Here is a 22,244-nt window from a genome sequence, read left to right as displayed (position 1 = left end):
GGTCACTTGCTACGCTGACTGCCGTGAGCACCGCCGAAAACCCGACCCCCGGCCTGCGCCTGGATGTGGTCACCATTTTCCCCGAGTACCTCGAGCCCCTGCGCCACGCGCTGCTGGGCAAGGCCATCGAACAGGGGATCCTGTCCGTCGGCGTGCACGACCTGCGCGCCTGGGCCACCGACGTCCACAAGTCCGTCGACGACACCCCCTACGGCGGCGGGCCGGGCATGGTCATGAAGCCCACCGTGTGGGGCCCGGCGCTGGACGACGTCGCCGCGGGCACCGGCGCGGCCACGCGTACCGCGGAGCTGACCAGCTCGTTGCCGCATCTGCACAAGCCACGCCACGACGACCTGACCGGCAGCGAGGGCATCGACGACGGCGTCGATAAGCAGCCGGGGGCGGACGCCGGCAAACCGCTGCTGCTCGTGCCCACCCCGGCAGGCAAACCCTTCACCCAGTCCGACGCACAGGAGTGGTCGAAGGAGAGCCACATCGTCTTCGCCTGCGGGCGGTACGAGGGCATCGACCAGCGCGTCATCGATGATGCCGCGAACCGCTACCGGGTGCGCGAGGTCTCCATCGGCGACTACGTGCTCATCGGCGGGGAGGTGGCGGTGCTGGTCATCGCCGAGGCCGTCGTCCGCCTGATCCCCGGGGTGCTGGGCAACCGACGCTCGCACGAGGAGGACAGCTTCTCCGACGGGCTGCTCGAGGGGCCCAGCTACACCAAGCCCCGGGTGTGGCGTGATCTCGAGGTACCGGAGGTGCTGTTCTCCGGCAACCACGCGCGCGTCGACCGCTGGCGTCGCGATCAGGCGCTCAAGCGCACGCGGGCGGTGCGGCCGGAGCTGCTGGAGCAGGTAGAGCTGAGCGGGCGCGACCGGGAGGCTCTGGAAGGGGAATGACCGGGGAGTTCGGGATCAGGAACACGCCGGATGCAGGGCGTATCGTGGGGAACATACGCACCGACCGGATACCATCGCGAGAGGAGTAGACCATGCGCGAGATCTCGACCGACCTGAACCTGCTCATCCGCCCCTCCGAGTGGGACGACGTGGCGGAGGCGATGCCGGCCAAGCTCGCCGATTCCGGCTACGAGGCACAGTCCGTTCACTCGCAGATCGTGGATCTGACCTGCGAGCCCGACAATATGCTGGTGGCCCAGTTCGCTCAGACCGAAGGGCATGCGCCGAGCGTGGAGGTCCTCCACCGCGTGGTGGTCAACGGTTCCTCGGATCTGGACCTGCGGGAGGCCACGAAGGCCGTGACCGCCGCGCTCCCTGCGGGCGCGTACTGGTACGGGACCTCCCACGAGGGCCACACCGAACCGGGTGTCTCCGCCTCCTGCGCCTGGCAGCATGACGGATGACCGGTCATGGACGGTGAGGGCCGCGTCCGCCGGGCGGCCACCCGTCCGCCGGAGGTGACCGAGAAGACCTTCTACGGCACCCCGGGCTTCCACGCGGCGGGCAGGATCTTCGCCCGCCCCCACGAGGAACCCGGGGTTCTCGTCTGCGGGCGGCCGGATCCCGAGGACAAGAAGATCCTGCTGCGCTCCGGGCCGGAGAAGCTCTTCCCCACCGACCACTACCGCGGCCACGCCAGCGTGCCGGTCCGGCTCGACCGGGTGGATGACGGGGAGCCCGCTGAATTTCTCGCCGAGGCCTGGAAGACCCGGGCACCGAAGCGGTCGCGGCCGTAGCGGGGCGGGCTACTGCGCCGGCAGCACCTGGGTGAACAGCTCCGTCCCGCGGGTGGTCAGCAGGCGCACGGTCAGCTCCCGGGTCTCGCCGTTGATGTCCACCTCGCCGAAGTGCTGGATATCGTCCAGCGGGGACTGGTTCGCGTGATCCGGGCCGTGGTAGTAGACCACCTCGGGGCCGAAGGTGGAGTCCATGTCGTTGGGGCCGAAGCCACCGGCGTTGAGCGGGCCGGAGACGAATTCCCAGAACGGGGAGAAGTCCTGGAACGCGGCGCGCTCCGGGTGGTAGTGGTGCGCGGCGGTGTAGTGGACGTCGCCGGTCAGCCACACCACGTTGCGCACCTCCCGGATGCCGCGCAGCACCCGGGCCAGCTCCACCTCGCGGCCGGCGGGCGCGCCGGGGCCGCCGTCGGCCACACCCTCCTGGTGCTCGCCGTCGGGGACGATGATGCCCAGCGGCAGGTCGTTGGCGATGATCTTCCACGTGGCGGTCGAGGCGGTGACGGAGTCGATCAGCCACTTCTCCTGCTCCGCGCCGAGAACGTGGCCGTCGGAGTCGGTGCCGCGGTAGTTGAGCGGGTTGGGGTCCTTGTAGGAGCGCATGTCCAGGATGAAGATGTCCAGCAGCGGACCGTAGGAGATCTTCCGGTAGATGCGCCCGTCGACCGCCATGGTCGGATCCACCGGCTGCCACTCGTGGAAGGCCTGGAAAGCCCGGGCGGCCAGTACATCGGCGCTGGTCTCGTTGTACTCCGGAAGGTCCAGGGTCTCACCCGGGTACCAGTTGTTCACGGTCTCGTGGTCGTCCCACTGCACGATCGACGGCACCTGGGAGTTGAAGGCGCGGTAGTTGTCGTCGAGAAGGTTGTAGGCGTAGTTGCCGCGGTAGTCGTCGAGGCTCTGGGCCACGCGACTCTTGGCCTCGGTGGTGACGTTGCGCCAGATGCGGCCGTCCTCCAGGACGACGGTCTCCTCGATCGGGTTGTCGGCGTAGATGGTGTCGCCGGAGTGGAGGAAGAAGTCCGGATTGCGGGAGGCTATGGTGGCCCAGCCGGTCATGCCGCCGATCTCCGGGTTGATGCCGTAGCCCTGCCCCGCCACGTCCGCCGACCAGTGGAAGCGGATGTCCCGCCGGTTCGCCGGGGCAGTGCGGAATGTGCCGCCGATCGGCTCGGAGAGTAACCCGGTGTGAAGGTCCTCGACGTGGACCCGGTAGTGGATCTGCTGACCCGGCTCCAGCCCGGTCAGACGCAGCTTGCCCGTGCCGCCGGAGTCGGGGGTGAGCACATCGCCGCGGAAGGTGAGGGAGTTGTTGAATTGCTCGGTGGCGGCGGTCTCGACGTACAGGCGCGCCGGGCGGTCCGTCCGGGTCCACAGCAGGGCACCGTCGGGGCGCACGTCACCGGTGGCCACGCCGTGGGTCAGGGTGGGGCGGTCGGGGACCAGCAGTCCGTTTGAGGAGCTGAGGCTGCTGAGGCTGCTCGACGAGCTCAGTGCCCGGGCCGTGGGGGCAAACAGAGCTCCTGCTCCGGCGAGTCCGGCGGCAGTGAGAAAAGAACGGCGATTGAACGGCATCGATGCTTCCTTCCAGGGAATCTGGGTTCCACCCAGGTCTTATGGACGCACCGAGGCTAGGGCCGGCAGGTTAAGGGGGAACCGCCACGGCCTTGCTGTCCCGTGAACTTCAGGTGGCCGCATGGTCCCGCGGCTACAGGTACTGCGCGATGAGCATCTCCAGGGTGTGCTCGGGGATGCCGAGGGTGAGCAGGAACTGGAAGGCTGCCAGGGTGAACTCGGCGTAGGCGGTGAAGATGTGGGTGAGAGGGTCCATGAGAGAGACTTTCGGTCGAAGAGCGGGTCGTCGAGAAACTTATCCCGGGCAGCTTTTCCCCGTCGGCCTTTTGAGGATGGGCTCCGCTAGACTCACAGGAATGATTTCCGCCACGATCGCCCGTGAACTCGGGGTGCGCGAGGACCAGGTCGCCGCCGCCCTGAAACTGCTGGATGAGGGCAACACCGTCCCCTTCATCGCCCGTTACCGCAAGGAGGTCACCGGGGGACTGGATGACACCCAGCTGCGCACCATCGAGGAACGTAGCACCTACCTGCGGGAACTCGAGGACCGCAAACAGGTGATCCTGGCGGCGATCGAGGAGCAGGGCAAGCTCACGGACAACCTGCGCGCGCTCATCGAGGCGTGCGAGACCAAGGCCCGCCTTGAGGACCTGTACCTGCCGTTCAAGAAGCGCCGCAAGACCAAGGCCGACATCGCCCGCGAGGCCGGCCTCGAGCCGCTGACGCAGGCGCTTGTCGACGATCCGTCGGCCTCGCCGGAGGAGCTCGCCGCGGCGTATGTGACCGAGGGCTTCGAGGACGTGAAGAAGGCGCTCGACGGCGCGCGCACCATCCTCATCGACCGCTTCTCCCTCGACGCCGATCTGGTCGGCGAGGTGCGTGAGCAGATGTACACCCGCGGCACGATGGGCGCGAGCGTCATCGAGGGCAAGGAGGCAGAGGGGGCGAAGTTCAAGGACTACTTCTCCTTCTCCGAGCCGTTCACCACGCTGCCCAGCCACCGCATCCTCGCACTGCTGCGCGGGGAGAAGGAGGGCGTGCTCCACCTCAACCTCGACGCCGGCGACGACGCCCTCTACGAGGGACTGATCGCCGACCGTTTCGACCTGGACACGAAGACCTCGCGCTGGCTGGCCGACGCCGTGCACTGGGGCTGGCGCACCAAGCTGGTCATCTCCTCCGGTCTGGACGTGCGTATGCGCCTGAAGGAGAAGGCCGAGGAGGGTGCGCTCGACATCTTCGCCACCAACCTGCGCGACGTCCTGCTCGCCGCGCCCGCCGGGCAGCGCGCGACCCTGGGCCTGGACCCCGGTTTCCGCAACGGCGTCAAGTGCGCGGTCGTCGACCCCACCGGCAAGGTGCTGGCCACCACGATCGTCTACCCGCACCAGCCGCAGAACCGCTGGGACGCCGCCAAGCAGGAGCTGGCGGGCCTGTGCGCCACCCACGGCGTGGACCTGCTGGCCGTCGGCAACGGCACCGCCTCGCGGGAGACCGAGAAACTCGGCCATGAGGTCGCCGACCTGATCAAGGCCGCCGGCGGGACCCGTCCCACCCCGGTCGTGGTCTCCGAGTCCGGCGCCTCGGTGTACTCGGCCAGCGAGATCGCGGCTCAGGAATTCCCTGGGATGGACGTGAGCCTGCGTGGGGCGGTCTCCATCGCCCGCCGCCTGCAGGACCCGCTGGCCGAGCTGGTCAAGATCGACCCCAAGGCCATCGGTGTGGGCCAGTACCAGCACGATGTCAACCAGAACCAGCTGGCCAGAACCCTCGACGCCGTGGTCGAGGACGCCGTCAACGCCGTCGGCGTGGACCTCAACACGGCATCGGTCCCGCTGCTCGAGCGGGTAGCCGGTGTCACCGGGACGCTGGCGAAGAATATCGTCACCCACCGCAACGAGAACGGCTCCTTCGCCTCCCGTAAAGACCTGAAGAAGGTGCCGCGCCTGGGCCCGAAGGCTTTTGAGCAGTGCGCCGGCTTCCTGCGCATCACCGGCGGCACCGATCCCCTCGACGCTTCCGCGGTCCACCCCGAGTCCTACCCGGTGGTCCGCCGCATCACCGAGGCCACCGGCCTGGACGTGTCCGATCTCGTCGGCAACACGCGGGTGCTCAGCGGTCTGAAGCCGGAGGACTTCGCCGACGAGATTTTCGGCGTGCCGACGGTCACCGACATCATCGCAGAGCTGGACAAGCCCGGCCGCGACCCGCGTCCCGAGTTCAAGACCGCCACCTTCAAGGAGGGGGTGGAAAAGGTCTCCGACCTCACCCCGGGCATGATCCTTGAGGGCACTGTCACCAATGTCGCGGCCTTCGGGGCGTTCGTCGACATCGGCGTCCACCAGGACGGCCTGGTGCATGTCTCCGCCATGAGTGAGAAATTCGTCTCCGACCCGCACGAGGTTGTCCGCTCCGGCCAGGTGGTCAAGGTCAAGGTCATGGAGGTCGACGTCGAGCGCCAGCGCATCGGCCTGTCCCTGCGGCTGAATGACGAGCCCGGCCAGCCGGCGAAGAAACCACGCCGGGAGAAGGGCGGCAACAACGGTGGTCGTGGCGGTCAGCGTGGCGGGGGTCAGCGCGGTGGAGGCCAGCAGCGCAACGGCCAGGGCGGGCGTCGCAAAGCCGAGACCGGCGGCGCGGCCGGATCCATGGCGGACGCTCTCAAGCGGGCCGGTTTCGGGAAATAGTGCGCAGCTGCGCACTCTTCCGCCGATCATCCACTCCGGCGGTCTGAACATCCCCAACCTGGGGAACAAGTACACCTGGATGCTTTTCGGGGGCTTGACGGAACCACGGGGCTGATCGCCCTCCTGGCGTTTTTAGCCGAGCAGTGAAATCGAGATGACGGAGGTTGAGCTGTCGGGCCTGTTGGCGGTAGTACTCGTCGCCGTGGTCTGTATCGCTGTGGCCCAGGTTCGCGGGCTGACGGCCGACTAGAGCTCAGAAGGTGCCGCTGCCTCGGTGGTGAACTGTCCCATTTCTGGTGCCCCTGATTCGCATGGGCCCGTCTTTACGGACCACGCGCCCCACTGAACACTGCGCCGCGGTGGCTCCCGGGTGGTTTCCGCGGACAAGGGTTTGACCTGGTTGAGCCGCGATGAGTATGTCGGCGGGAAAGACCCCTTGAATCGTGGACGACGGTCCTCCCCTCGAACGATCCCCGTGATGTTGTGGGTGCGGTAGTTGCCGCAGACGATGTGGACTTCCGATGAGCCAGTTCACCGCCCACAACAGCACGAAGATTGCTGTTAGAATCGCGAAAAACGAAAGGAGGATGACATGCGCGGAAGCGGACTAATTTGGACTATCGTCGGAATCTTGGCAATCATCGCCCTGCTGATCTTCATCTTCTAAGCTCTGTAACAGCAGTGGACCCACGCGTGTGGGACCGGGTGCCCGGCCGGTGGGCAGACAGTCGCCGGCCCGTGTCTTCCCGGTGCCAGTCACGTAGCACCACGGCAACGAGGATGCCCGTCAGCACCACCCAGTGAACCAGTACCAGTAGCACCCACAACGCCGTCCCCGACTCGTAGCGGCGGCTGCCCTCGAGTTGGCACCCTGGAACGATCGAGTCCAGGCTGACCGCCTACACCGATCCCTCAGCACGGCCATCAGCAGGCAGAACAGTGCCGTCCAGAGGTTGATCAACGGACCGGTCCTGCTCCGGAGGGCGGCTATTTCTGATGCGCGCGGCCAACACGGCCGCCATCATATCGGGGGCCAGGCCCAACTGATGTCGCGGCAGATCGAGACCGGACTCCTACAATCCGTCCACACCCCCGGGCAGACTGACCAGCTCCACACCCGCCCGCCTGGCGTTTTCCGAGTACTCATCCACGAACCTCGCGCTGCGCATGCCCGAGGCACAGTAGACCACGACGGTCCCGTCGACCCCGGCCAGTACCTCATCCACCCGCCCCGGGGAGACCCACGACATCGGCAGATGCAGACCGGGGGAGTCCACGGGCAGATCCGTCAGCAGCTTCTCGTGCGGTTCGCGCACGTCGAGGGCGACCGCCCGGCCGCTCGTCACCAGCTCCAGTTCCTCGGGCGGGACGGACGGCGCCGCACACGCCGCCGCGCCGTAGTCCCCGTCGAGCTCACGCACCGGCTCCCGCCCCGGGTCCCGGGCCACCGCGAACGAGCGCATTGAAGAAGACAACGCGCCGTAGCTCAGCAGCCTGCCGGGCACGGACTCGCCGATACCTGCGAGGTGCTTGACCGCCTCGGTGGCCATCAGGCCGCCGACGACCGCGGTGGTCACCCCGAGCACGCCGGCGGTGGCGCAGTCGGGCACCGAATCGGCGTCGGGCTGCTCGGGGAACAGATCCCGCAGTCCGACACCGTCTGACGGCGCGCCGGGCCCGGACCACCACAGGGCGGCGTCGCCGCGGAAGCGCAGCACGGTGCCCCAGACCAGGGGAGTGCCGGTGATCTCGGCGGCGTCGGCCACCAGGTACTTGGTGGCGAAGGTGTCCGAGCCGTCGAGGACCAGATCGGCCTGCCCGAGCAGCTCCACCGCATTGTCCACGGTGATTCTCTCCCGCAGCGCGGTGACCCTGATGCCCGGTTGCAGGGCGCGCAGCCGCCCGGCGACGACCTCGACCTTGGGCCGTCCCTCGTCTTCGGCGCCGAAGAGGATCTGGCGGTGGATATTGGTGATGTCGACGGTGTCGTCATCGATGACGGTGATGTGCCCGACACCGACGGATGCCAGCGACTGCATCGCCGGGCAGCCCAGCCCACCGCCACCGATGACCAGTACGCGGGCATCCGCCAACCGCTCCTGCTGCTCGATCCCGAAGCCGGGCAGGGCCAGCTGGCGGGCGATGCGCCGCATTTCCAGATCGGACAGTTCCGTCATCACAGCACCTGGTCGGCCCAGCTGGCCAGGCCCTCGAAGCTGGAGGAGGCCACGGCGTGCTCGCGCCTCGGGATGCGCCCGGCCTCGCGCGCCAGGCGGCCGGCTTCCACGGCGTGCCGCATGGCGCGCGCCATAGCCACCGGATCCTGACAGCGGTTGATCGCGGAGGCCAGCAGCACCCCGTCGCAGCCGAGCTCCATCGCGAGTGCGGCGTCGGAGGCGGTGCCCACGCCGGCGTCGAGAAGCACCGGGACGGAGGCCCGCGAGCAGATCAGTTCGATGTTGTGCGGGTTGAGGATACCCAGGCCGGTGCCGATGGGGGAGCCGAGCGGCATGACGGCGGCGACGCCGACGTCCTCGAGGCGGGTGGCCACGATGGGGTCGTCGGAGGTGTAGGCCAGGACCGTGAAACCGTCGGCGACCAGCCGCTCGCAGGCGTCGAGCAGTTCGGTGGTGTCGGGCAGCAGGGTGTGTTCGTCGGCGATGACCTCGACCTTCACCCAGTCCGTGCCCAGCGCCTCGCGGGCGAGCCGGGCGGTGATCACGGCATCGCGCGCGGTGCGGCAGCCGGCGGTGTTGGGCAGCAGGTCGATGCCGAGGCGGGTGAGCAGCCCGAAGACGGACTCGCCCGAGGACTGTGTGCCGGTGGCGTGGCGGCGCATGGCGACGGTGGTCAGCTGGGTACCACTGGCGATCAGGGACTCCTCCAGGATGGTGTGCGAGGTGGCCCCGCCGGTGCCCATGACCAGGTGGGAGTCGAAGTCGCGGTCGGCGATGGTGAGCACGATCTAGCCTCCCTGAACGGCGGTGAGGATGTCGATCACGTCGCCGTCGGCAACCCGGCGATCCCAGCCGGAGCGGGGGACGACGGTCTCGTTGACGGCCACGGCCACGCCGGGTTCACTGCCGACGACTCCGGCGACGAGCTCGGTGATGCTCAGTGGCCCGCCCGTGCGGGACTCGCCGTTGACGGTGTAGTGCATGGTCTTCTCCTTATCGGTGGTGTCGCAGGGGGTCGCAGGAGGCGAGCTCGGAATCCGTGGTGTCCGCCCCAGTGGCCAGATCCGCGACGACGGCCGCGCCGAGGGCGGCGAGCAGGATGCCGTGGCGGAAGTAGCCGGTGGATACGATCAGATTCGCCCCCACCCGGCCCAGGTAGGGCAGGTCGTCGGGCGTGCCCGGGCGTGCCCCGACAGTGGCCTCCAGCAGGTCGCACTCCTCGACGCCGGGCACGAGCCGGATGGCGTCGCGCAGTAGATCGTGGACCGCGCCGGCGCGGGGGACCGGGCGGTCGTCCTCGCGCACGGTCGCGCCGATGCCGAGCGTGCCGTCGTCGCGGGGGATGAGGTAGACGGGCCGGTCCCCGACGAAAGCGCGGATCACCCGGTCCAGCAGCGGACGCAGGTGAGCCGGCACCTTCACGCGCAGGATGTCGCCGTGGACCGGGCGCAGCTGCAGCGGGTTATCGCCGGTGTACCAGCCGGTGACCGATGCCGCGCCGAGTCCGTTGCACAGGACCACCGTGGTGCCGGACGCGTCGAGCACCGTGGATTCGCAGTGCACCGCGCGGCAGGGATCGGCGCCGTCGAGGTGGGTGACCTGCTCGCGCACGAACCTCACGCCACGGTGTTCCAGGACGTCGAGCAGCGCGGCGGCGAACAGCCTGGGGGAGACCTGGTGGTCACCGGGGATGTGCACGGCACCGGCGATCCGTGGGCTGAGCGCCGGCTCCAGTCTGCGGGCCTCGCGCACGGTCAGCCGCTCGGCGGTCATGCCGTGGAACTCCTGGTAGGCGGAGAGATCCGACAGGTGTTCGGCATCGGCCCAGTCGGCGGCGACGACGAGGGTGCCCTCGGTGCGGTACCCGGTGGGCAGGTCCGTGCCCGCGCTGACCCGTCCCACCAGATCCGGGTACAGCGCGGCCGAGCGCAGCATCAGGGGAAACAGCGGTTCCTGCCGGTACTGCACCTCGGCGACCGGGGCGAGCATGCCGCCGGCGTGGTGCGTGGCACCGCTCGCCGGGGCCGGGTCGACGAGGGTGACCTGCACACCGCGCTCGACCAGTTCGAAGCAGGTCACCAGGCCCACCAGCCCGCCGCCGATGACGATGGCGCGCTCAGCCACGGCGTTCTCCGAATCCGGCGAGGATGCCGCGTGCCACGGCCGCGGGGTCGGAGGCGTGCATGAACCCGCGGGAGACCGCCACGCCCGCCACGCCGGTCTCCGCGAGGTCGGCGGCGTCCGCCGGGGTGACGTCCCCGATGGCCACGACCGGCACCGGGGATTCGGCCACCAGCGGCGGGTAACCCGCCAGCCCCAGCGGTGGGCGCCCGGAGTCCTTGGTCGGGGTGGGGCGGAAGGGTCCGGCACCGATGTAGTCGACGACGTCGGCGACGTCGTGCACCGCGCGCACCAGCTCGAGGGTGCCGGTGGTCAGGCCGATGGTCGCGTGCTCGCCCAGCAGGGCGCGCACATCGCGCACGGGAAGGTCGTCCTGTCCGACGTGCGCGCCGTGGACGGGAACGCCACGGCGCATGAGGGCGGCGGCGACGTCGGCGCGGTCGTCGACAAGCACGCGGGTGCGCGGGTTGGTCTCCGCGACGGCGAGCGCGACCCGTTCGGCCAGTTCGGTCAGGGCGCGGGCGCTGATCGGTTTGGAGCGGACCTGCACCACCCCGGCGCCGCCGGCCGCGGCGGCACGGGCGACGTCGATGATCCGGCGGGGTTCGCCCTGTCCGGTGACCACGTAAGCGCGTAGATCGGTGGTGGTGGGCAGGGTACGGGTGGACGGCATCGTCTGGCCTCTCTTCCTTCGCCGGTGCTAGCCGGACAGGTTCGGACGGTGCTCGCGCGGAGTGCAGCGCGATCTCAGCCCGATGCCTCGGGCGCCCGTGGGGTCGTGCCGCTCAGTGTAGGGCAGTGGCGGCGGCGGATGTCAAGGTCAGGGGGATTTGTCGGGTGCGGCCGGGATGTGGCACACTATCTCGGTTGACTGTGCATACCGCGTCCCGCGCGGGGATGCCAGCGGCGAACCATGTAGCGGATACGAACCGGCCGAGCGCCCGATGAGGGAAGTGCCGCCAGGGTCCTCTGTCCAGATCTCACAAAGGAATTTCAGACATGAACATTCTCGACAAGGTTGATGCAGCGCAGCGTCGCGACGACATCCCGGCTTTCCGTCCGGGCGACACCCTTGACGTTCACGTCAAGGTCATCGAGGGCAACAACGTCCGTACCCAGCTGTTCAAGGGCGTTGTGATCCGTCGTCAGGGCTCCGGCATCCGCGAGACCTTCACCGTCCGCAAGGTCTCCTTCGGCATCGGTGTGGAGCGTACCTTCCCGGTCCACTCCCCGAACATCGATCGCATCGAGGTCGTCCGCAAGGGCGACGTGCGTCGTGCCAAGCTGTACTACCTGCGCAACCTGCACGGTAAGGCCGCCAAGATCAAGGAGCGTCGCTAAGCACCGGCCCTCCGGGGCTCCGCTTCACGACGATCCGCGTCACCCCCGTTTCCCGCACACTGCTGCGGGAGGCGGGGGTTTCGGCGTTGGTGGGGGACAAGCTGGTTTCCATGACACTCGTGGAGGATCCGCCGGCCGGATCGGGGGGGGGCAGACGGATGCTGCTCGGGTCCGCCCTGGCGCCCGTGGCACCCGCGGATCCCCGGTCGGGGCCGCATCCCCTGGAAACGGCGGTCGCGAACGCCTCCTTTCAGCTGGTCCTGCCGGAGGAGCGGACCGAGGTCCGGGTCTGGACCGTCTCGGGATGCGCGCGGCTTCATCGGACCAGGGATTGTGCGGGTCCCGGAGAAGTGGCGGGGCACCTGCGTCGGTCCCCCTTGTCGGGGCGACGCCGGAACTGTCGCGACTGGTGCTCCAGCGGAGTGTTGACGCGGCCATGTACCGGCAACCGCCCTGGGGTGGGGGCCGGTCAGCGCCCGGCGGTCCTCGGCCGGTCGTCGATGAACAGTTCCATCATTGCGGTGAGGCGGTGGTCGATGACCGTCGGCTCCCAGCCCGGGGGACCGTGGCCGAACTTCTCCTCGGGGCGGCGGTGGAGCTCGTCGAGCAGCTGCTCGACGGTGGTCTCCGGAGGCAGGGGGACCAGACCTCCGGTGCCGATGCGCCCGAAGTGCAGCCGGTCGCTGTCGAGCACCGTCTCCAGGACGAACCGGACCTGTTCCTCGCTGGCCCAGCGGGCGTGGATGTCCATCACGCCGAGCGCCCCGGCGACCGACACCCAGTCGCGCATCTCGTCCATCTCGGCCAGGATCACCTCGACAGCCTCGTCCTGGCTCATACCGCCATCCGTCATCGCCTCAGGCCAACAACTCCGGCTCCCGGAAGACCCCGGTATGGGATACTGGTCCAACCCAGGTGAACATCCCCCGATCCGCCCGATCCGCCGTGACACCCCGAGGAGTTCCCCGTGATCACCAGCGTGTACCCCGTCATCATGACCGACGATCCCGGTTCCGTTGCCTCCTTCTTCTGCACCCACTTCGGCTTCGAGGCTGTCTTCTCCAGCGATTGGTACGTCTCACTCAACGCTGACGGTCATGAGATCGCCTTCCTGCGGTCCGGGCACGAGACGATCCCGGCGGGCCACCGGGCCGCCCCGGGGGTCACCGCGCCGGGCCTGCTCGTCAACATTGAGGTCGACGACGTCGATGCGGTGGCCGAGCGGCTCATCGCCGGGGGAGTTCCCGTCCTGCAGCCGCTGCGCTCCGAGGACTTCGGCCAGCGTCACATCATCGTCGAGGCACCCGGCGGGATCATGGTTGACGTCATCACCCCGATCCCGTTCACCGGCGAGCACCCCGGAGGCTGAGCCTCCGCGCTACCGTCGGCTGTGCCGGTGCAGGGTGTCGGAGTAGTTCTCCAGCCCCCGGCTGATCGCGCTCAGTCGGCGGGCCAGGGCATCCGCTCGTCTCTGGAGCTCGGTGAGCAGCTGTTCATCCGTTGCGTCAACCAGGCGGGGCCCCGGGACACGGGGTGTGCCGTCAACGGCGACGTCGTCCTCGGGGGTACGGTTCACCTGGGCCTTCGCCGCCCTGCGGAGCTGCTGCGCCGCCTCGTTGTCCGCCCCCACGCGGTCGAGCAGGGGGATCAGGCGCGCGTAGTCGCCCACGGTGAGACGTGATTCCTTCACGTGCCGCCACAGGGTGGAGGGGGTGATCCCGGCTTCGGTGGCGATGGCGTTGATGCTGGGCATGCCCGTCGCCTGGAACAGCGTCTCTTCCAGATTCCGGCCCGGGGCGCGCTTGCTGCGGGTGGTGGTGGCCATGGGTTCGGCCTTTCTCTCGGTTCCGTCTGCAATGCAATTGCAATGCGCAGCATTGCAGACGGCACGGAACCGTGCAACAGATGCAGGGGCCGGTGCCGCAGCGGGGGCACCCGGGTCCCGCGGCGTCGATAAGCGACTGTTCACCCCAGCAACTGCCGCGACGCCAGATCCCGGTAGAGCGGGCTGGTTTCCAGCAGCTCGGTGTGCGTGCCGGTGGCCTCGACACGGCCATTGTTCATCACGATGATCTGGTCGGCGTCGGTCACGGTGGACAGGCGGTGGGCGACCACCACGAGCGTGCGGCCCTGCGCGGTGGCGTCGATCGCGTCGAGGATGAGCTGCTCGTTCTGCGAGTCCACGGCACTGGTCGGCTCGTCCAGCATGAGGATCGGGGTGTCCATCAGCAGCATGCGGGCCAGGGCGAGTCGCTGGCGCTGCCCGCCGGACAGGCTCATGCCGCGGTCGCCGAGCACGGTGTCCAGGCCGTCGGCCTCCTCGAAGCGGGAGCGCAGGTTGACCCTCTCCAGTGCCCACCAGCAGCGTTCGTCGTTGATCTCCGGTGCGCCCAGCTGCAGGTTCTCCCGCACCGTGCCCGCCAGCACGGCGGCCTCCTGCTCGACGTAGCCGACGACCGCGCGCAGTGACGCCCGGTCGAGCTCCGCCGCGTCCTGCGCACCGAGCAGGATGCGGCCGGCGTCGATGTCGTAGAAGCGCTCGATCAGCGCGAGAGTGGTGGATTTGCCGGATCCCGAGGGGCCGACCAGGGCGGTCTTCTTCCCGGCGGGCACGTGGAAGGAGACGTCCTCGAGCACCGGCTTCTCTCCGTCATAGGAGAAGGAGACGCCCTCGAAGGTCAGGTCGTGGGCGGGTGCGGCCGGGGTGCCGCCGGTGGGTTCCAGGTCCTGCTCCATCACCTGCTGGATGCGCAGGAGGGCACCCATCGCCTGGCGGATGGTGGTCACCGCGGAGAAGATCGTGCCCAGCGGCATGGAGACCATGAACAGGTAGAGCACGAAGGAGACCAGGTCGGCGACCGCGATGTCGCCGGCGGCCACGCGCGCACCGCCGACACCCAGCACGATGAGGAAGCTGGCCTGCATCGCCAGTCCGGAGGCGGGGTAGAGCAGCGCCTCGACGCGCGCGATGCGCACGCCCTGTCGGTAGGCGCGGTCGGCGTCGGTGCCCAGCCCGGCCTCGACCTGGTCCTGGGCCCCGGTGGCGCGGATGGTGCGCACGGCGACCAGGGCCCGGTCCATGCCCGCACCCAGTGCGCCGACGGCCTCCTGGGCCTTCGTGGTGTACCGCTGGAGCAGTGAGGAGGCGGTGATCACCGCGATCATCGTCACCGCCACCACGGCCAGCACGATAAGCAGCATCAGCGGGTCGATCAGCAGCATGAGGACGACGGCGCCCACCATGGTCACCGCGCCGCCGACGGCGTCGACGAGGCCGCCCGTGAAGGCCTGGCGCACCAGGGTGGTGTCGGAGCCCAGGCGCGTGACCAGGTCGCCGGTGCGGTGGGCGTCGTAGATGCGCACGGGCAGCCGCAGCATCCGGGCGACGAGCTGCTGGCGGGTGGACAGCACCGCGGCCTCGGCGGTGCGGGTCATCACGTAGATCTGTCCGGCTGACAGGGCCGACGAGACCAGCAGCAGCCCGATCAGCAGGACCACCAGCCCGGTGACCGCGCCCTGCCCGATGCGGCCGATGATCTCGTTGATCACCATCGGCTGCGCCAGGCCGAGCACGGCCCCGAACAGGGAGAGCACGACCGCGACCGTCAGTGCCCCGCGGTGGTGGGCGAGCATGGCCAGCAGGGCCCGGAACGGGGCGGGCCTGCCGCCGGCACCCGCCCCGGGGTCCTGCCGTGGATCGGTGGTCAGCGTATCCCCGGCCTGCGGACCGGCTCCGCCCGGGGACTCGTCCGGGGACGCGGGGGGCTGGGGTGCGCTCATGGTGTGCTCCGGTGGGGGAAAAGGGGAGGTGGATCGGGAACTGAGTCTACGGCTCATCCTGCAGGCTCCCACCGTGGCGCTCACGGTCCGGGGCGTCGGTGCTGCTAATGTCGGTGCCCGTGACTGATTCCCCGCGCTCCTCCCAGGCCCCGTTCCCCGGATCCGGCCCCGTGCCCGCGTCCGGTGCGGCTGAAACGGCTTCCGCGCCGGCGTCGGAGAGCGACGAGAAGAAGCCGACCCCCTGGTACATCGAGATCCCGATCGTCATCGTGCTCACCCTCGTGGCGATCATCCTCATCCAGACCTTCGTCGGCCGGGTGTACATGATTCCCTCGCAGTCGATGGAGCCCACCCTCCACGGTTGTGAGGGCTGCACCGGCGACCGCATCTTCGTCGACAAGATCTCCTACCGCTTCTCCGACCCCGAGCCCGGCGACGTCGTCGTGTTCAAGGGCACCGAGTCCTGGAACACCAACTTCGTCTCGCAGCGCTCGGAAAACGACCTGATCCGTGGCCTGCAGAACGTCGGCTCTTACATCGGGCTCGTCGCCCCGGACGAGAATGACCTGGTCAAGCGCATTGTCGCCACCGGCGGCCAGACCGTCTCCTGTCAGGCGGGCGACCCGGCCGTGATGGTCGACGGCCAGCCGATCGACCAGTCCTACACCCTGCAGCCCCTGGCCTTCCCGGTCGACCCTGCCACCGGTTCGGAGGCCTGTGGCGGCGAGTACTTCGGCCCCGTCACTGTGCCCGAGGACCACTACTTCATGATGGGCGACAACCGCACCAACTCCGCCGACTCCCGCTACCATCTCGGCGATCCGCACCAGGGCACCATTCCGGAGGAGAACATCCGCGGCAAGGTCCAGGCCATCATCTACCCGTTCAACCGGATCGGCGGCGTGGGGGACCCGGACATCCAGCCCGCCCAGCAGTAGCCGTGGTGCGTCTGCGACGCCTGAAGCAGCAGCGCACCCACGAGGTGGCGCTGAACCGGGCCGGTCTCGGCCCGGTCGCCGGGGTGGACGAGGCCGGCCGCGGCGCCTGCTGCGGGCCGGTCACCATCGCCGCGTGCGTCCTGCCGGAGAAGGTCATCCCGGTCCTGGAGAAGCTCACCGACTCCAAGCAGCTCAGCCCCGCCACCCGCGAGCGGCTCTTCCCGGTCATCCAGGACCATGCCCTGGCCTGGTCGGTGGTGTCCATCCCCGCGGCGGAGATCGACGCCCGCGGCATCCAGCGCGCCAACGTCGGCGGCATGCGCCGTGCCGTGGCAGGGCTCGACCTGCGCCCCGGCTACGTCCTCACCGACGCTCTCAAGATTCCCGGCTTGACCATGCCGCATCTGCCCGTGATCGGCGGGGACGCCGCCGCACGGTGCATCGCCGCGGCCAGTGTGCTCGCCAAGGTCAGCCGCGACCGGATGATGGTGGAGCTGGACGCCCGCCACCCGGAGTACGGGCTCGCGGGGCACAAGGGCTACAGCACGAAGACGCACCTGGCTGCGGTGCGCCGCCACGGGGGAAGTCCCGAGCACCGATACACTTATGCCAACGTCGCAGCCGCTCACGCCGAGTGGCTGCGCGACCGTCGTTGAAGCATGGGCTAGGAGGCAGGTCATGAGTGCTGAGGAACTCGACAACTACGAGGCCGAGGTCGAACTCTCTCTCTACCGCGAGTACCGGGACGTCGTCAGCCAGTTCTCCTACGTGGTGGAGACCGAGCGGCGGTTCTACCTCGCCAACGCCGTCGAGCTGATCCCGCACACGTCCGGCCCGGACGTCTACTACGAGGTCCGGATGTCGGACGCGTGGGTCTGGGACATGTACCGCTCGGCCCGTTTCGTGCGCTACGTCCGCGTGATCACCTACAAGGACGTCAACATCGAGGAACTCGACAAGCCCGAGCTGATCATGCCGGATCAGTAATCCCCTCGGCGGCGTGTCAAGCGCGTCGGCGCCGCGGCTGTGGACAACTGCTGGTTGTCCACAGCCGCGGCGCTTCCGCGTGTGCGCCCCTTGTGGTGACCGTGCCCGCGCCCGAGAGTGGGAGGTGTCCGCACAACACCAAGGGGGGAACACCGTGACCACGAGAACGAGACGACGCGCACGCCTGGGCCGGCGCGGGGAGGACTACGCGGCCCAGCTCTACCGACGACGCGGCGGCGAGGTGATCGGCCGCAACGTGAGTTTTCCCGTCGGGGAGCTGGACCTGATCATCCGCGAACCCGACGCCACCACCGTGTTCGTCGAGGTCAAGACCCGGTCGGGGCGCAGCTACGGTGGGGCCGAGGCCGTGACGGGCCGCAAACTCGCCCGCATGCGCCGCGCCGCCGCCCACTGGCTCGAGGGGCGGCCGTGGACGGCGGTGCGGTTCGACGTCGTGGAGCTGACCGCCAGACGTGGCGGGCCCGGCTTCGAGGTCGAGCTCTACGAGGGGGTCGAGCATGGCGCTCGGTAGGGCCCACACCACCGCACTGAGCGGGGTCACCGCGCGGCCGGTGACCATCGAGGCGAACATCGGGCCGGGCCTGCCCGGCATCCACGTCGTCGGACTCGGCGACACCGCCGTCAGCGAATCCCGCGACCGCATCCGCACCGCCGTGGCGAACGCGCAGCTGGAGTGGCCGAAGACGAAGATCGTCGTCTCGCTGTCACCGGCCTCGCTGCCCAAGGCCGGCTCGCATTTCGACCTGCCCATGGCACTGGCGGTGCTCGCCGCCCGCCAACCGGAGGTCGGCCAACGGCTGTCGTCGACGCTGGTGCTCGGCGAACTGGGCCTCGACGGCTCGGTGCGGCCCGTGCCAGGAATCCTCCCGGCACTGCTCACCGCCCGCGCCGAGGGCTACCGGTGCGCCGTCATCCCACCCGGCAACGCCGCGGAGGCCACGCTCATCGACGACCTCGAGGTGCTTGTCGCAGGCAGTCTCGCGGACGCCTGGGAGTGGGGGACCGGCGAATCCGACCTGCCGGGGGCCGCGGACATCGTGCAGGACGCACCCGCCGCACTGCGCCGCCGCCCGGACTTCGCCGACCTCGCCGGCCAGGAGGACGCCCGCTTCGCCGCGGAGGTCGCCGCGGCCGGCGGACACCACATGCTCATGATCGGCCCACCCGGCTCCGGTAAGTCCATGATCGCCGCCCGGCTGCCCGGCCTGCTGCCGCCGTTGTCGACCGACCAGGCCGTCGAGGCCACCGCCGTGCACTCGGTCGCCGGCCCCAACGGCATGCCCGGCGGGGTGGTGCGCCACGCCCCGTTCGTGGCCCCGCACCACTCGGTGACCCGGGCCGCGCTGCTCGGCGGGGGAGCCGGCGTGCCCCGCCCCGGCGCGGTCAGCCTCGCCCACCACGGGGTGCTCTTCCTCGACGAGGCCTCGGAGATACCCGCGGCCACCCTGGACGGGCTGCGCACCCCGCTCGAGGACGGCCAGGTTCGCCTCGTGCGGGCGCGCCGGGAGGTCATCTTCCCGGCGCGCATCCAGCTGGTGCTGGCGGCGAACCCGTGCCGCTGCGCCGCGGAGGAACCCTCCGCCTGCCGGTGCACCGTCCGCCAGCGCACGACCTACCTGAACAACCTGTCCGGTCCGCTGCGCGACCGGCTCGACATCGGGGTGCGCACCAGTGCGCGCAACGCGGTGCTCGGTACCGCCGGGGCGGAGTCGACGGCGGTGATCGCGGAACGGGTGGCCGCCGCCCGTCAGCGCGCGGCCCACCGGTGGTGGGGGCACGGTTTCCCGGCGGCCACGAACGCCGCGATGGATCCGCATCAGCTGCGCCGCCACCATCCGGCGGATGAGGCCGCCATGGCGCTGTTGGGCGCCTACCTCGCCGACGGGGTGCTCAGCCAGCGCGGGGTGGACCGGGCGTTGAAGCTGGCGTGGACGATCTGTGACCTGGCCGGCGGAACACGGCCCGATCTGGCTCACGTGGCGCGCGCGATCGACCTGCGTGGTTCGACGACCCTGCGGGAGGCGGCGTGAGCACCCCCGAATCCTGGGCCTACCTCAATCGGGTGGTGGAGGGCCCCAGCCGGGCGCTGCAGGAGCTGTTGGCCGCCGGCCGTGACGCCGATGAGATCGCGGACGGTGTGCGCCGGCGCGCCAGCTGGTTGGGCGGGCTCGCCGAGGAGACGGCCGCCCGCCACGACTGGGACCGCGCGGAGCAGGATCTGGCCGCCGCCGCGGAGGCGGGCGCGCGGCTGCTCACCCCGGAGGACGCGGACTGGCCACGTCTGGAGCTTGACCGGGCCTTCGGCTTCGCGGCCACGGGCATGAGTGAGCATGTGCGCACCTACCAGTCCGATGCGGTCACCCCGCACGCCTTGTGGGTGCGCGGCGGGGCGGTGACGCCGGCGCTCGCGCAGTCGGTCGCGGTCGTCGGCACGCGCGCGGTGACCCGCTACGGGGTGGAGGTCACCCGCCAGATCGTGGGCGGTCTGGCCGCGCACCAGTGGACGGTGGTCTCGGGCGGGGCACTGGGCATCGACACCGCCGCGCACGAGGCGGCGTTGGCGGCGGGCGGGACGACGGTGGCGGTCACCGCCTGCGGCATCGACCGCGTCTACCCGGCGCGGAATGCGGCGCTGCTCGACCGCATCGCGGACGTCGGCTGCGTCATCAGCGAGTATCCGCCGGGCACGCCGCCGCAGCGTCACCGTTTCCTCACCCGCAACCGGCTGGTGGCCGCGCTGACCCGCGGCACGGTCGTCGTGGAGGCGGCGTGGCGCTCGGGGGCGCTGAACACGCTGAGCTGGGCGGAGGGGTTGGGCCGGGTGGCGATGGCCGTGCCGGGGCCGGTCACCGGTGCCGGGTCGCTGGGCTGCCACGAACGCATCCGTCACGGCCGCGCGCAGCTGGTCACCGGCGCCGATGACATCCGCTCCCTGCTGGGGCCGGCCGGGGCGGTGGACGCGGCCGAGCAGTACGAGCTGCAGTTCGCGCCGACCGCGGTGCAGGGACTCAGCCGCAATGAACTGCGCGTCTTCGACGCCCTCGATCCCGGGGTGGGGCGGGCCGCCCAGGAGGTCTCCGCGGTGGCCGGCCTGCCGCTGGCGCTGACGGTGCACCTGCTGGTGGACCTCGGTAAACGTGGGCTGGTGGCCCGCGAGGGCGTGGAGTGGCGCCGGGCGGAGGAGTGACCGCCAGGCGGTGGGCAGCCGGTAGACTCGGGCACCATGAGCACACAGGAGTCGCGGCAGCCCCAGGGGTCACAGGTGGGGGAGGCGGTCGACGACTTCGCCGAGCATCTCCAGCTGGTGGTCGGCCGCTCCGCGGCCACGGTGCGCGGCTACCGCTCCGACCTGCGGGACCTGGCCCGCACCGTCCCGGACTTCGCCGGATTCACGCTCGACAACCTGCGCGCCTGGCTCGCGGAGGCCGTCGCCGAGGGGAAATCCCGGGCCACCCTGGCCCGGCGCACCGCCGCGGTACGCGCCTTCTCCACCTGGGCCACGCGGCAGGGTCACCTCACCGCGGACGTGGCCGCCCGTCTGGTCACCCCGAAGGTGAACCGGAGACTGCCCACCGTGCTGGGGGAGAACCAGGCCGGCGAGCTGGTCGGCAACGCGGCCTCCGGCTCGGAGGCGGAGTTCCTGCGCGACAGCGCCATCCTCGAGCTGCTCTACGCCACCGGCATGCGCGTGGCGGAGTTGACCGGCCTCGACATCGCCGACGTCGACCTGGCCCGCGGCACCGCCCGGGTGACGGGCAAGGGCGACAGGCAGCGCACCGTCCCCTTCGGCGCGGCCGCCACCGACGCCCTGCGGACCTGGCTGGATGAGGCCCGCCCGCAGATGGCGGGGGAGACCGACGCGCTGTTCGTCGGCGTGCGCGGCGGGCGCATCGACCCCCGCCAGGTCCGCCGCATCGTCGACCGCGCCGGGCAGGTCACCGGCACCCCGGACCTGTCCCCGCACAGCCTGCGTCACTCCGCGGCCACACACCTGCTGGAAGGCGGGGCCGACCTGCGCGTGGTCCAGGAACTGCTCGGCCACTCCTCCCTGCAGACCACGCAGATCTACACGCACGTCTCCGCCCAGCGGCTCAAGGAGGTCTACTCCCGCGCCCACCCGCGCGCCTGAACTGCCCTGGCCGGTCAGAAGGGTTTGAGCCGGATCGTCGGCGCGTCCAGCAGGGACAGGGGATTGAGGTACTCGTCGCGGTCCGGGCCGGAGCGCGCACCCCAGTGCAGACCCGGATAGCCATCCACCGGATGCCCGAGCGTGCCGATGGCCTGGCCCTCGGCGACCTCCTCGCCCTGCCGCACCCGCGCGTGCACCGGTTGATAGGTGGTGCGCACCCCGTCGTCGTGGTCGACGGAGACCACCGGCGTGCCCGCCACCACGCCCGCGTGGGCGACCACGCCGTCCCCGGCCGCCACCACGGGTTCACCTATCCCGAGGGCGAGGTCGACACCGCGGTGGCCGGGCAGCCAGTTGTGCTCCGGTTTGTTGAAGGCGCGGGTCACGCGGGTGGCCACGGACCCGCCGGTCGTCGGGTCGACGTAGGCGGCCGCGGATGGGGCGGCGGGGAAGGAGACGGTGGCGGTGATGGCGACGGTGGCGGCGACGGCCAGTAGGGACGCGGGGACGCGACGGTGGGGGAGGCGCATATCCCGCACCCTCCCACCTTCGGGGGACGGGTGCGACGTCGGAACGCGTCCTCCTGTGGATGGTGGGGCGGAAGTTGCGTCCGGGGACCCGCCCTGTGGACAACCTGCGCGTCGTTTTGGCGACCGTCCTGCCAGGGGCTAAACTCGGTGACAGCAGTGTGTCCTCACCAGGGCCCGCTGACTACGCGCGGCGAAGCCCCGAGATGGGGGAGCCGGCTCCGACGAGGTCCCGGGGGCATGTTCCCAGGGTGTC

The 22,244-nt window shown here is 70.1% G+C and carries 24 protein-coding genes; 13 read left to right on the top strand and 11 right to left on the bottom strand.

The genetic code is table 11. The features are described from left to right. Positions 1-14: 14 nt before the first annotated feature. The 3 genes from trmD to A605_RS09095 all read left to right on the top strand — a co-directional run bounded on the left by trmD (position 15) and on the right by A605_RS09095 (position 1,705). Entirely contained in the window at positions 15-908 is an 894-nt protein-coding gene (gene trmD, locus A605_RS09105) for a tRNA (guanosine(37)-N1)-methyltransferase TrmD (RefSeq protein WP_042440425.1), read from the top strand. 92 nt (positions 909-1,000) lie between these two features. Continuing rightward, a complete protein-coding gene (locus A605_RS09100) occupies positions 1,001-1,372 on the top strand; it encodes a hypothetical protein (protein ID WP_015401215.1) in 372 nt (123 codons plus the stop codon). Between the two features lie 6 nt (positions 1,373-1,378). After that, positions 1,379-1,705: an MmcQ/YjbR family DNA-binding protein gene (locus A605_RS09095; protein WP_015401214.1), complete on the top strand. Its 327-nt coding sequence runs from the start codon at positions 1,379-1,381 to the stop codon at positions 1,703-1,705. A gap of 9 nt (positions 1,706-1,714) precedes the next feature. On the opposite strand, the gene A605_RS09090 is transcribed toward A605_RS09095, so the two are convergent. Both A605_RS09090 and A605_RS15950 read right to left on the bottom strand, forming a co-directional pair. After that, positions 1,715-3,280, bottom strand: coding sequence for an alkaline phosphatase D family protein (locus tag A605_RS09090; RefSeq protein WP_015401213.1), 1,566 nt, complete (start codon positions 3,278-3,280; stop codon positions 1,715-1,717). Between the two features lie 133 nt (positions 3,281-3,413). After that, positions 3,414-3,536 (bottom strand): hypothetical protein, encoded by a 123-nt coding sequence (locus A605_RS15950; protein WP_280109774.1) that lies wholly within the window; start codon positions 3,534-3,536, stop codon positions 3,414-3,416. Positions 3,537-3,636: 100 nt separating this feature from the next. Between A605_RS15950 and A605_RS09085 the strand changes: the two genes are divergently transcribed. Then, positions 3,637-5,967, top strand: coding sequence for a Tex family protein (locus A605_RS09085; protein WP_015401212.1), 2,331 nt, complete (start codon positions 3,637-3,639; stop codon positions 5,965-5,967). 1,073 nt (positions 5,968-7,040) lie between these two features. Here the strand turns inward: A605_RS09085 and A605_RS09080 are convergent. From A605_RS09080 to A605_RS09060, 5 genes are read right to left on the bottom strand one after another with little or no spacing between them, the layout of a single operon-like run. Next, positions 7,041-8,144: a ThiF family adenylyltransferase gene (locus tag A605_RS09080; protein WP_015401211.1), complete on the bottom strand. Its 1,104-nt coding sequence runs from the start codon at positions 8,142-8,144 to the stop codon at positions 7,041-7,043. Beyond that, positions 8,144-8,929 (bottom strand): thiazole synthase, encoded by a 786-nt coding sequence (locus A605_RS09075; RefSeq protein WP_015401210.1) that lies wholly within the window; start codon positions 8,927-8,929, stop codon positions 8,144-8,146. Before A605_RS09075 ends, A605_RS09080 begins: the two co-directional genes overlap by 1 nt. Before the next feature lie 3 nt (positions 8,930-8,932). Further along, entirely contained in the window at positions 8,933-9,127 is a 195-nt protein-coding gene (gene thiS, locus A605_RS09070; protein ID WP_015401209.1) for a sulfur carrier protein ThiS, read from the bottom strand. Positions 9,128-9,137: 10 nt separating this feature from the next. Beyond that, entirely contained in the window at positions 9,138-10,268 is a 1,131-nt protein-coding gene (thiO, locus tag A605_RS09065; RefSeq protein ID WP_015401208.1) for a glycine oxidase ThiO, read from the bottom strand. Further along, positions 10,261-10,938, bottom strand: a complete 678-nt coding sequence (locus tag A605_RS09060; protein WP_015401207.1) for a thiamine phosphate synthase — start codon at positions 10,936-10,938, stop codon at positions 10,261-10,263. Before A605_RS09060 ends, thiO begins: the two co-directional genes overlap by 8 nt. 326 nt (positions 10,939-11,264) lie before the next feature. Between A605_RS09060 and rplS the strand changes: the two genes are divergently transcribed. Continuing rightward, positions 11,265-11,606, top strand: coding sequence for a 50S ribosomal protein L19 (gene rplS, locus A605_RS09055; protein WP_015401206.1), 342 nt, complete (start codon positions 11,265-11,267; stop codon positions 11,604-11,606). 469 nt (positions 11,607-12,075) lie between these two features. Here the strand turns inward: rplS and A605_RS09050 are convergent, their stop codons facing one another. Then, positions 12,076-12,444, bottom strand: a complete 369-nt coding sequence (locus A605_RS09050) for a hypothetical protein (RefSeq protein ID WP_015401205.1) — start codon at positions 12,442-12,444, stop codon at positions 12,076-12,078. 129 nt (positions 12,445-12,573) lie between these two features. On the opposite strand from A605_RS09050, the gene A605_RS09045 reads away from it, so the two are divergent. Beyond that, complete coding sequence (locus A605_RS09045; protein WP_015401204.1) at positions 12,574-12,975, top strand: VOC family protein; 402 nt, start codon at positions 12,574-12,576, stop codon at positions 12,973-12,975. Between the two features lie 9 nt (positions 12,976-12,984). Here A605_RS09045 and A605_RS09040 read toward each other — a convergent pair whose 3' ends face one another. Continuing rightward, positions 12,985-13,431, bottom strand: coding sequence for a hypothetical protein (locus tag A605_RS09040; RefSeq protein ID WP_015401203.1), 447 nt, complete (start codon positions 13,429-13,431; stop codon positions 12,985-12,987). Positions 13,432-13,571: 140 nt separating this feature from the next. Beyond that, positions 13,572-15,386, bottom strand: a complete 1,815-nt coding sequence (locus A605_RS09035; protein WP_015401202.1) for an ABC transporter ATP-binding protein — start codon at positions 15,384-15,386, stop codon at positions 13,572-13,574. 119 nt (positions 15,387-15,505) lie between these two features. Here A605_RS09035 and lepB point away from each other — a divergent pair, with 119 nt between their 5' ends. The 7 genes from lepB to A605_RS09000 all read left to right on the top strand — a co-directional run bounded on the left by lepB (position 15,506) and on the right by A605_RS09000 (position 21,461). Then, positions 15,506-16,324 carry a signal peptidase I gene (lepB, locus tag A605_RS09030; RefSeq protein ID WP_015401201.1) on the top strand — a complete coding sequence of 273 codons (819 nt, stop codon included), beginning with the start codon at positions 15,506-15,508 and terminating at the stop codon, positions 16,322-16,324. Between the two features lie 2 nt (positions 16,325-16,326). Beyond that, on the top strand, positions 16,327-16,980 hold the full coding sequence (locus A605_RS09025; protein ID WP_211208971.1) for a ribonuclease HII: 654 nt from the start codon (positions 16,327-16,329) through the stop codon (positions 16,978-16,980). A 22-nt stretch (positions 16,981-17,002) separates the two neighbouring features. After that, entirely contained in the window at positions 17,003-17,311 is a 309-nt protein-coding gene (locus A605_RS09020) for a DUF2469 domain-containing protein (RefSeq protein WP_015401199.1), read from the top strand. Positions 17,312-17,465: 154 nt separating this feature from the next. Next, positions 17,466-17,843, top strand: a complete 378-nt coding sequence (locus tag A605_RS09015) for a YraN family protein (RefSeq protein WP_015401198.1) — start codon at positions 17,466-17,468, stop codon at positions 17,841-17,843. Beyond that, positions 17,830-19,362: a YifB family Mg chelatase-like AAA ATPase gene (locus A605_RS09010; protein ID WP_015401197.1), complete on the top strand. Its 1,533-nt coding sequence runs from the start codon at positions 17,830-17,832 to the stop codon at positions 19,360-19,362. The genes A605_RS09015 and A605_RS09010 overlap by 14 nt, the downstream gene beginning before the upstream one ends. Further along, complete coding sequence (gene dprA / locus A605_RS09005; protein ID WP_015401196.1) at positions 19,359-20,519, top strand: DNA-processing protein DprA; 1,161 nt, start codon at positions 19,359-19,361, stop codon at positions 20,517-20,519. The genes A605_RS09010 and dprA overlap by 4 nt, the downstream gene beginning before the upstream one ends. Positions 20,520-20,555: 36 nt before the next feature. Beyond that, entirely contained in the window at positions 20,556-21,461 is a 906-nt protein-coding gene (locus A605_RS09000; RefSeq protein ID WP_027004105.1) for a tyrosine recombinase XerC, read from the top strand. A gap of 14 nt (positions 21,462-21,475) precedes the next feature. Here the strand turns inward: A605_RS09000 and A605_RS08995 are convergent, their stop codons facing one another. Continuing rightward, positions 21,476-21,991 (bottom strand): M23 family metallopeptidase, encoded by a 516-nt coding sequence (locus A605_RS08995; protein WP_015401194.1) that lies wholly within the window; start codon positions 21,989-21,991, stop codon positions 21,476-21,478. Positions 21,992-22,244 lie beyond the last annotated feature (253 nt).

It is taken from the genome of Corynebacterium halotolerans YIM 70093 = DSM 44683, assembly GCF_000341345.1.
GTDB classification, from domain to species: Bacteria; Actinomycetota; Actinomycetes; order Mycobacteriales; family Mycobacteriaceae; genus Corynebacterium; species Corynebacterium halotolerans.
Note: the sequence above shows the minus strand (reverse complement) of the source record. Positions and strands in the feature narration are given on the sequence as shown.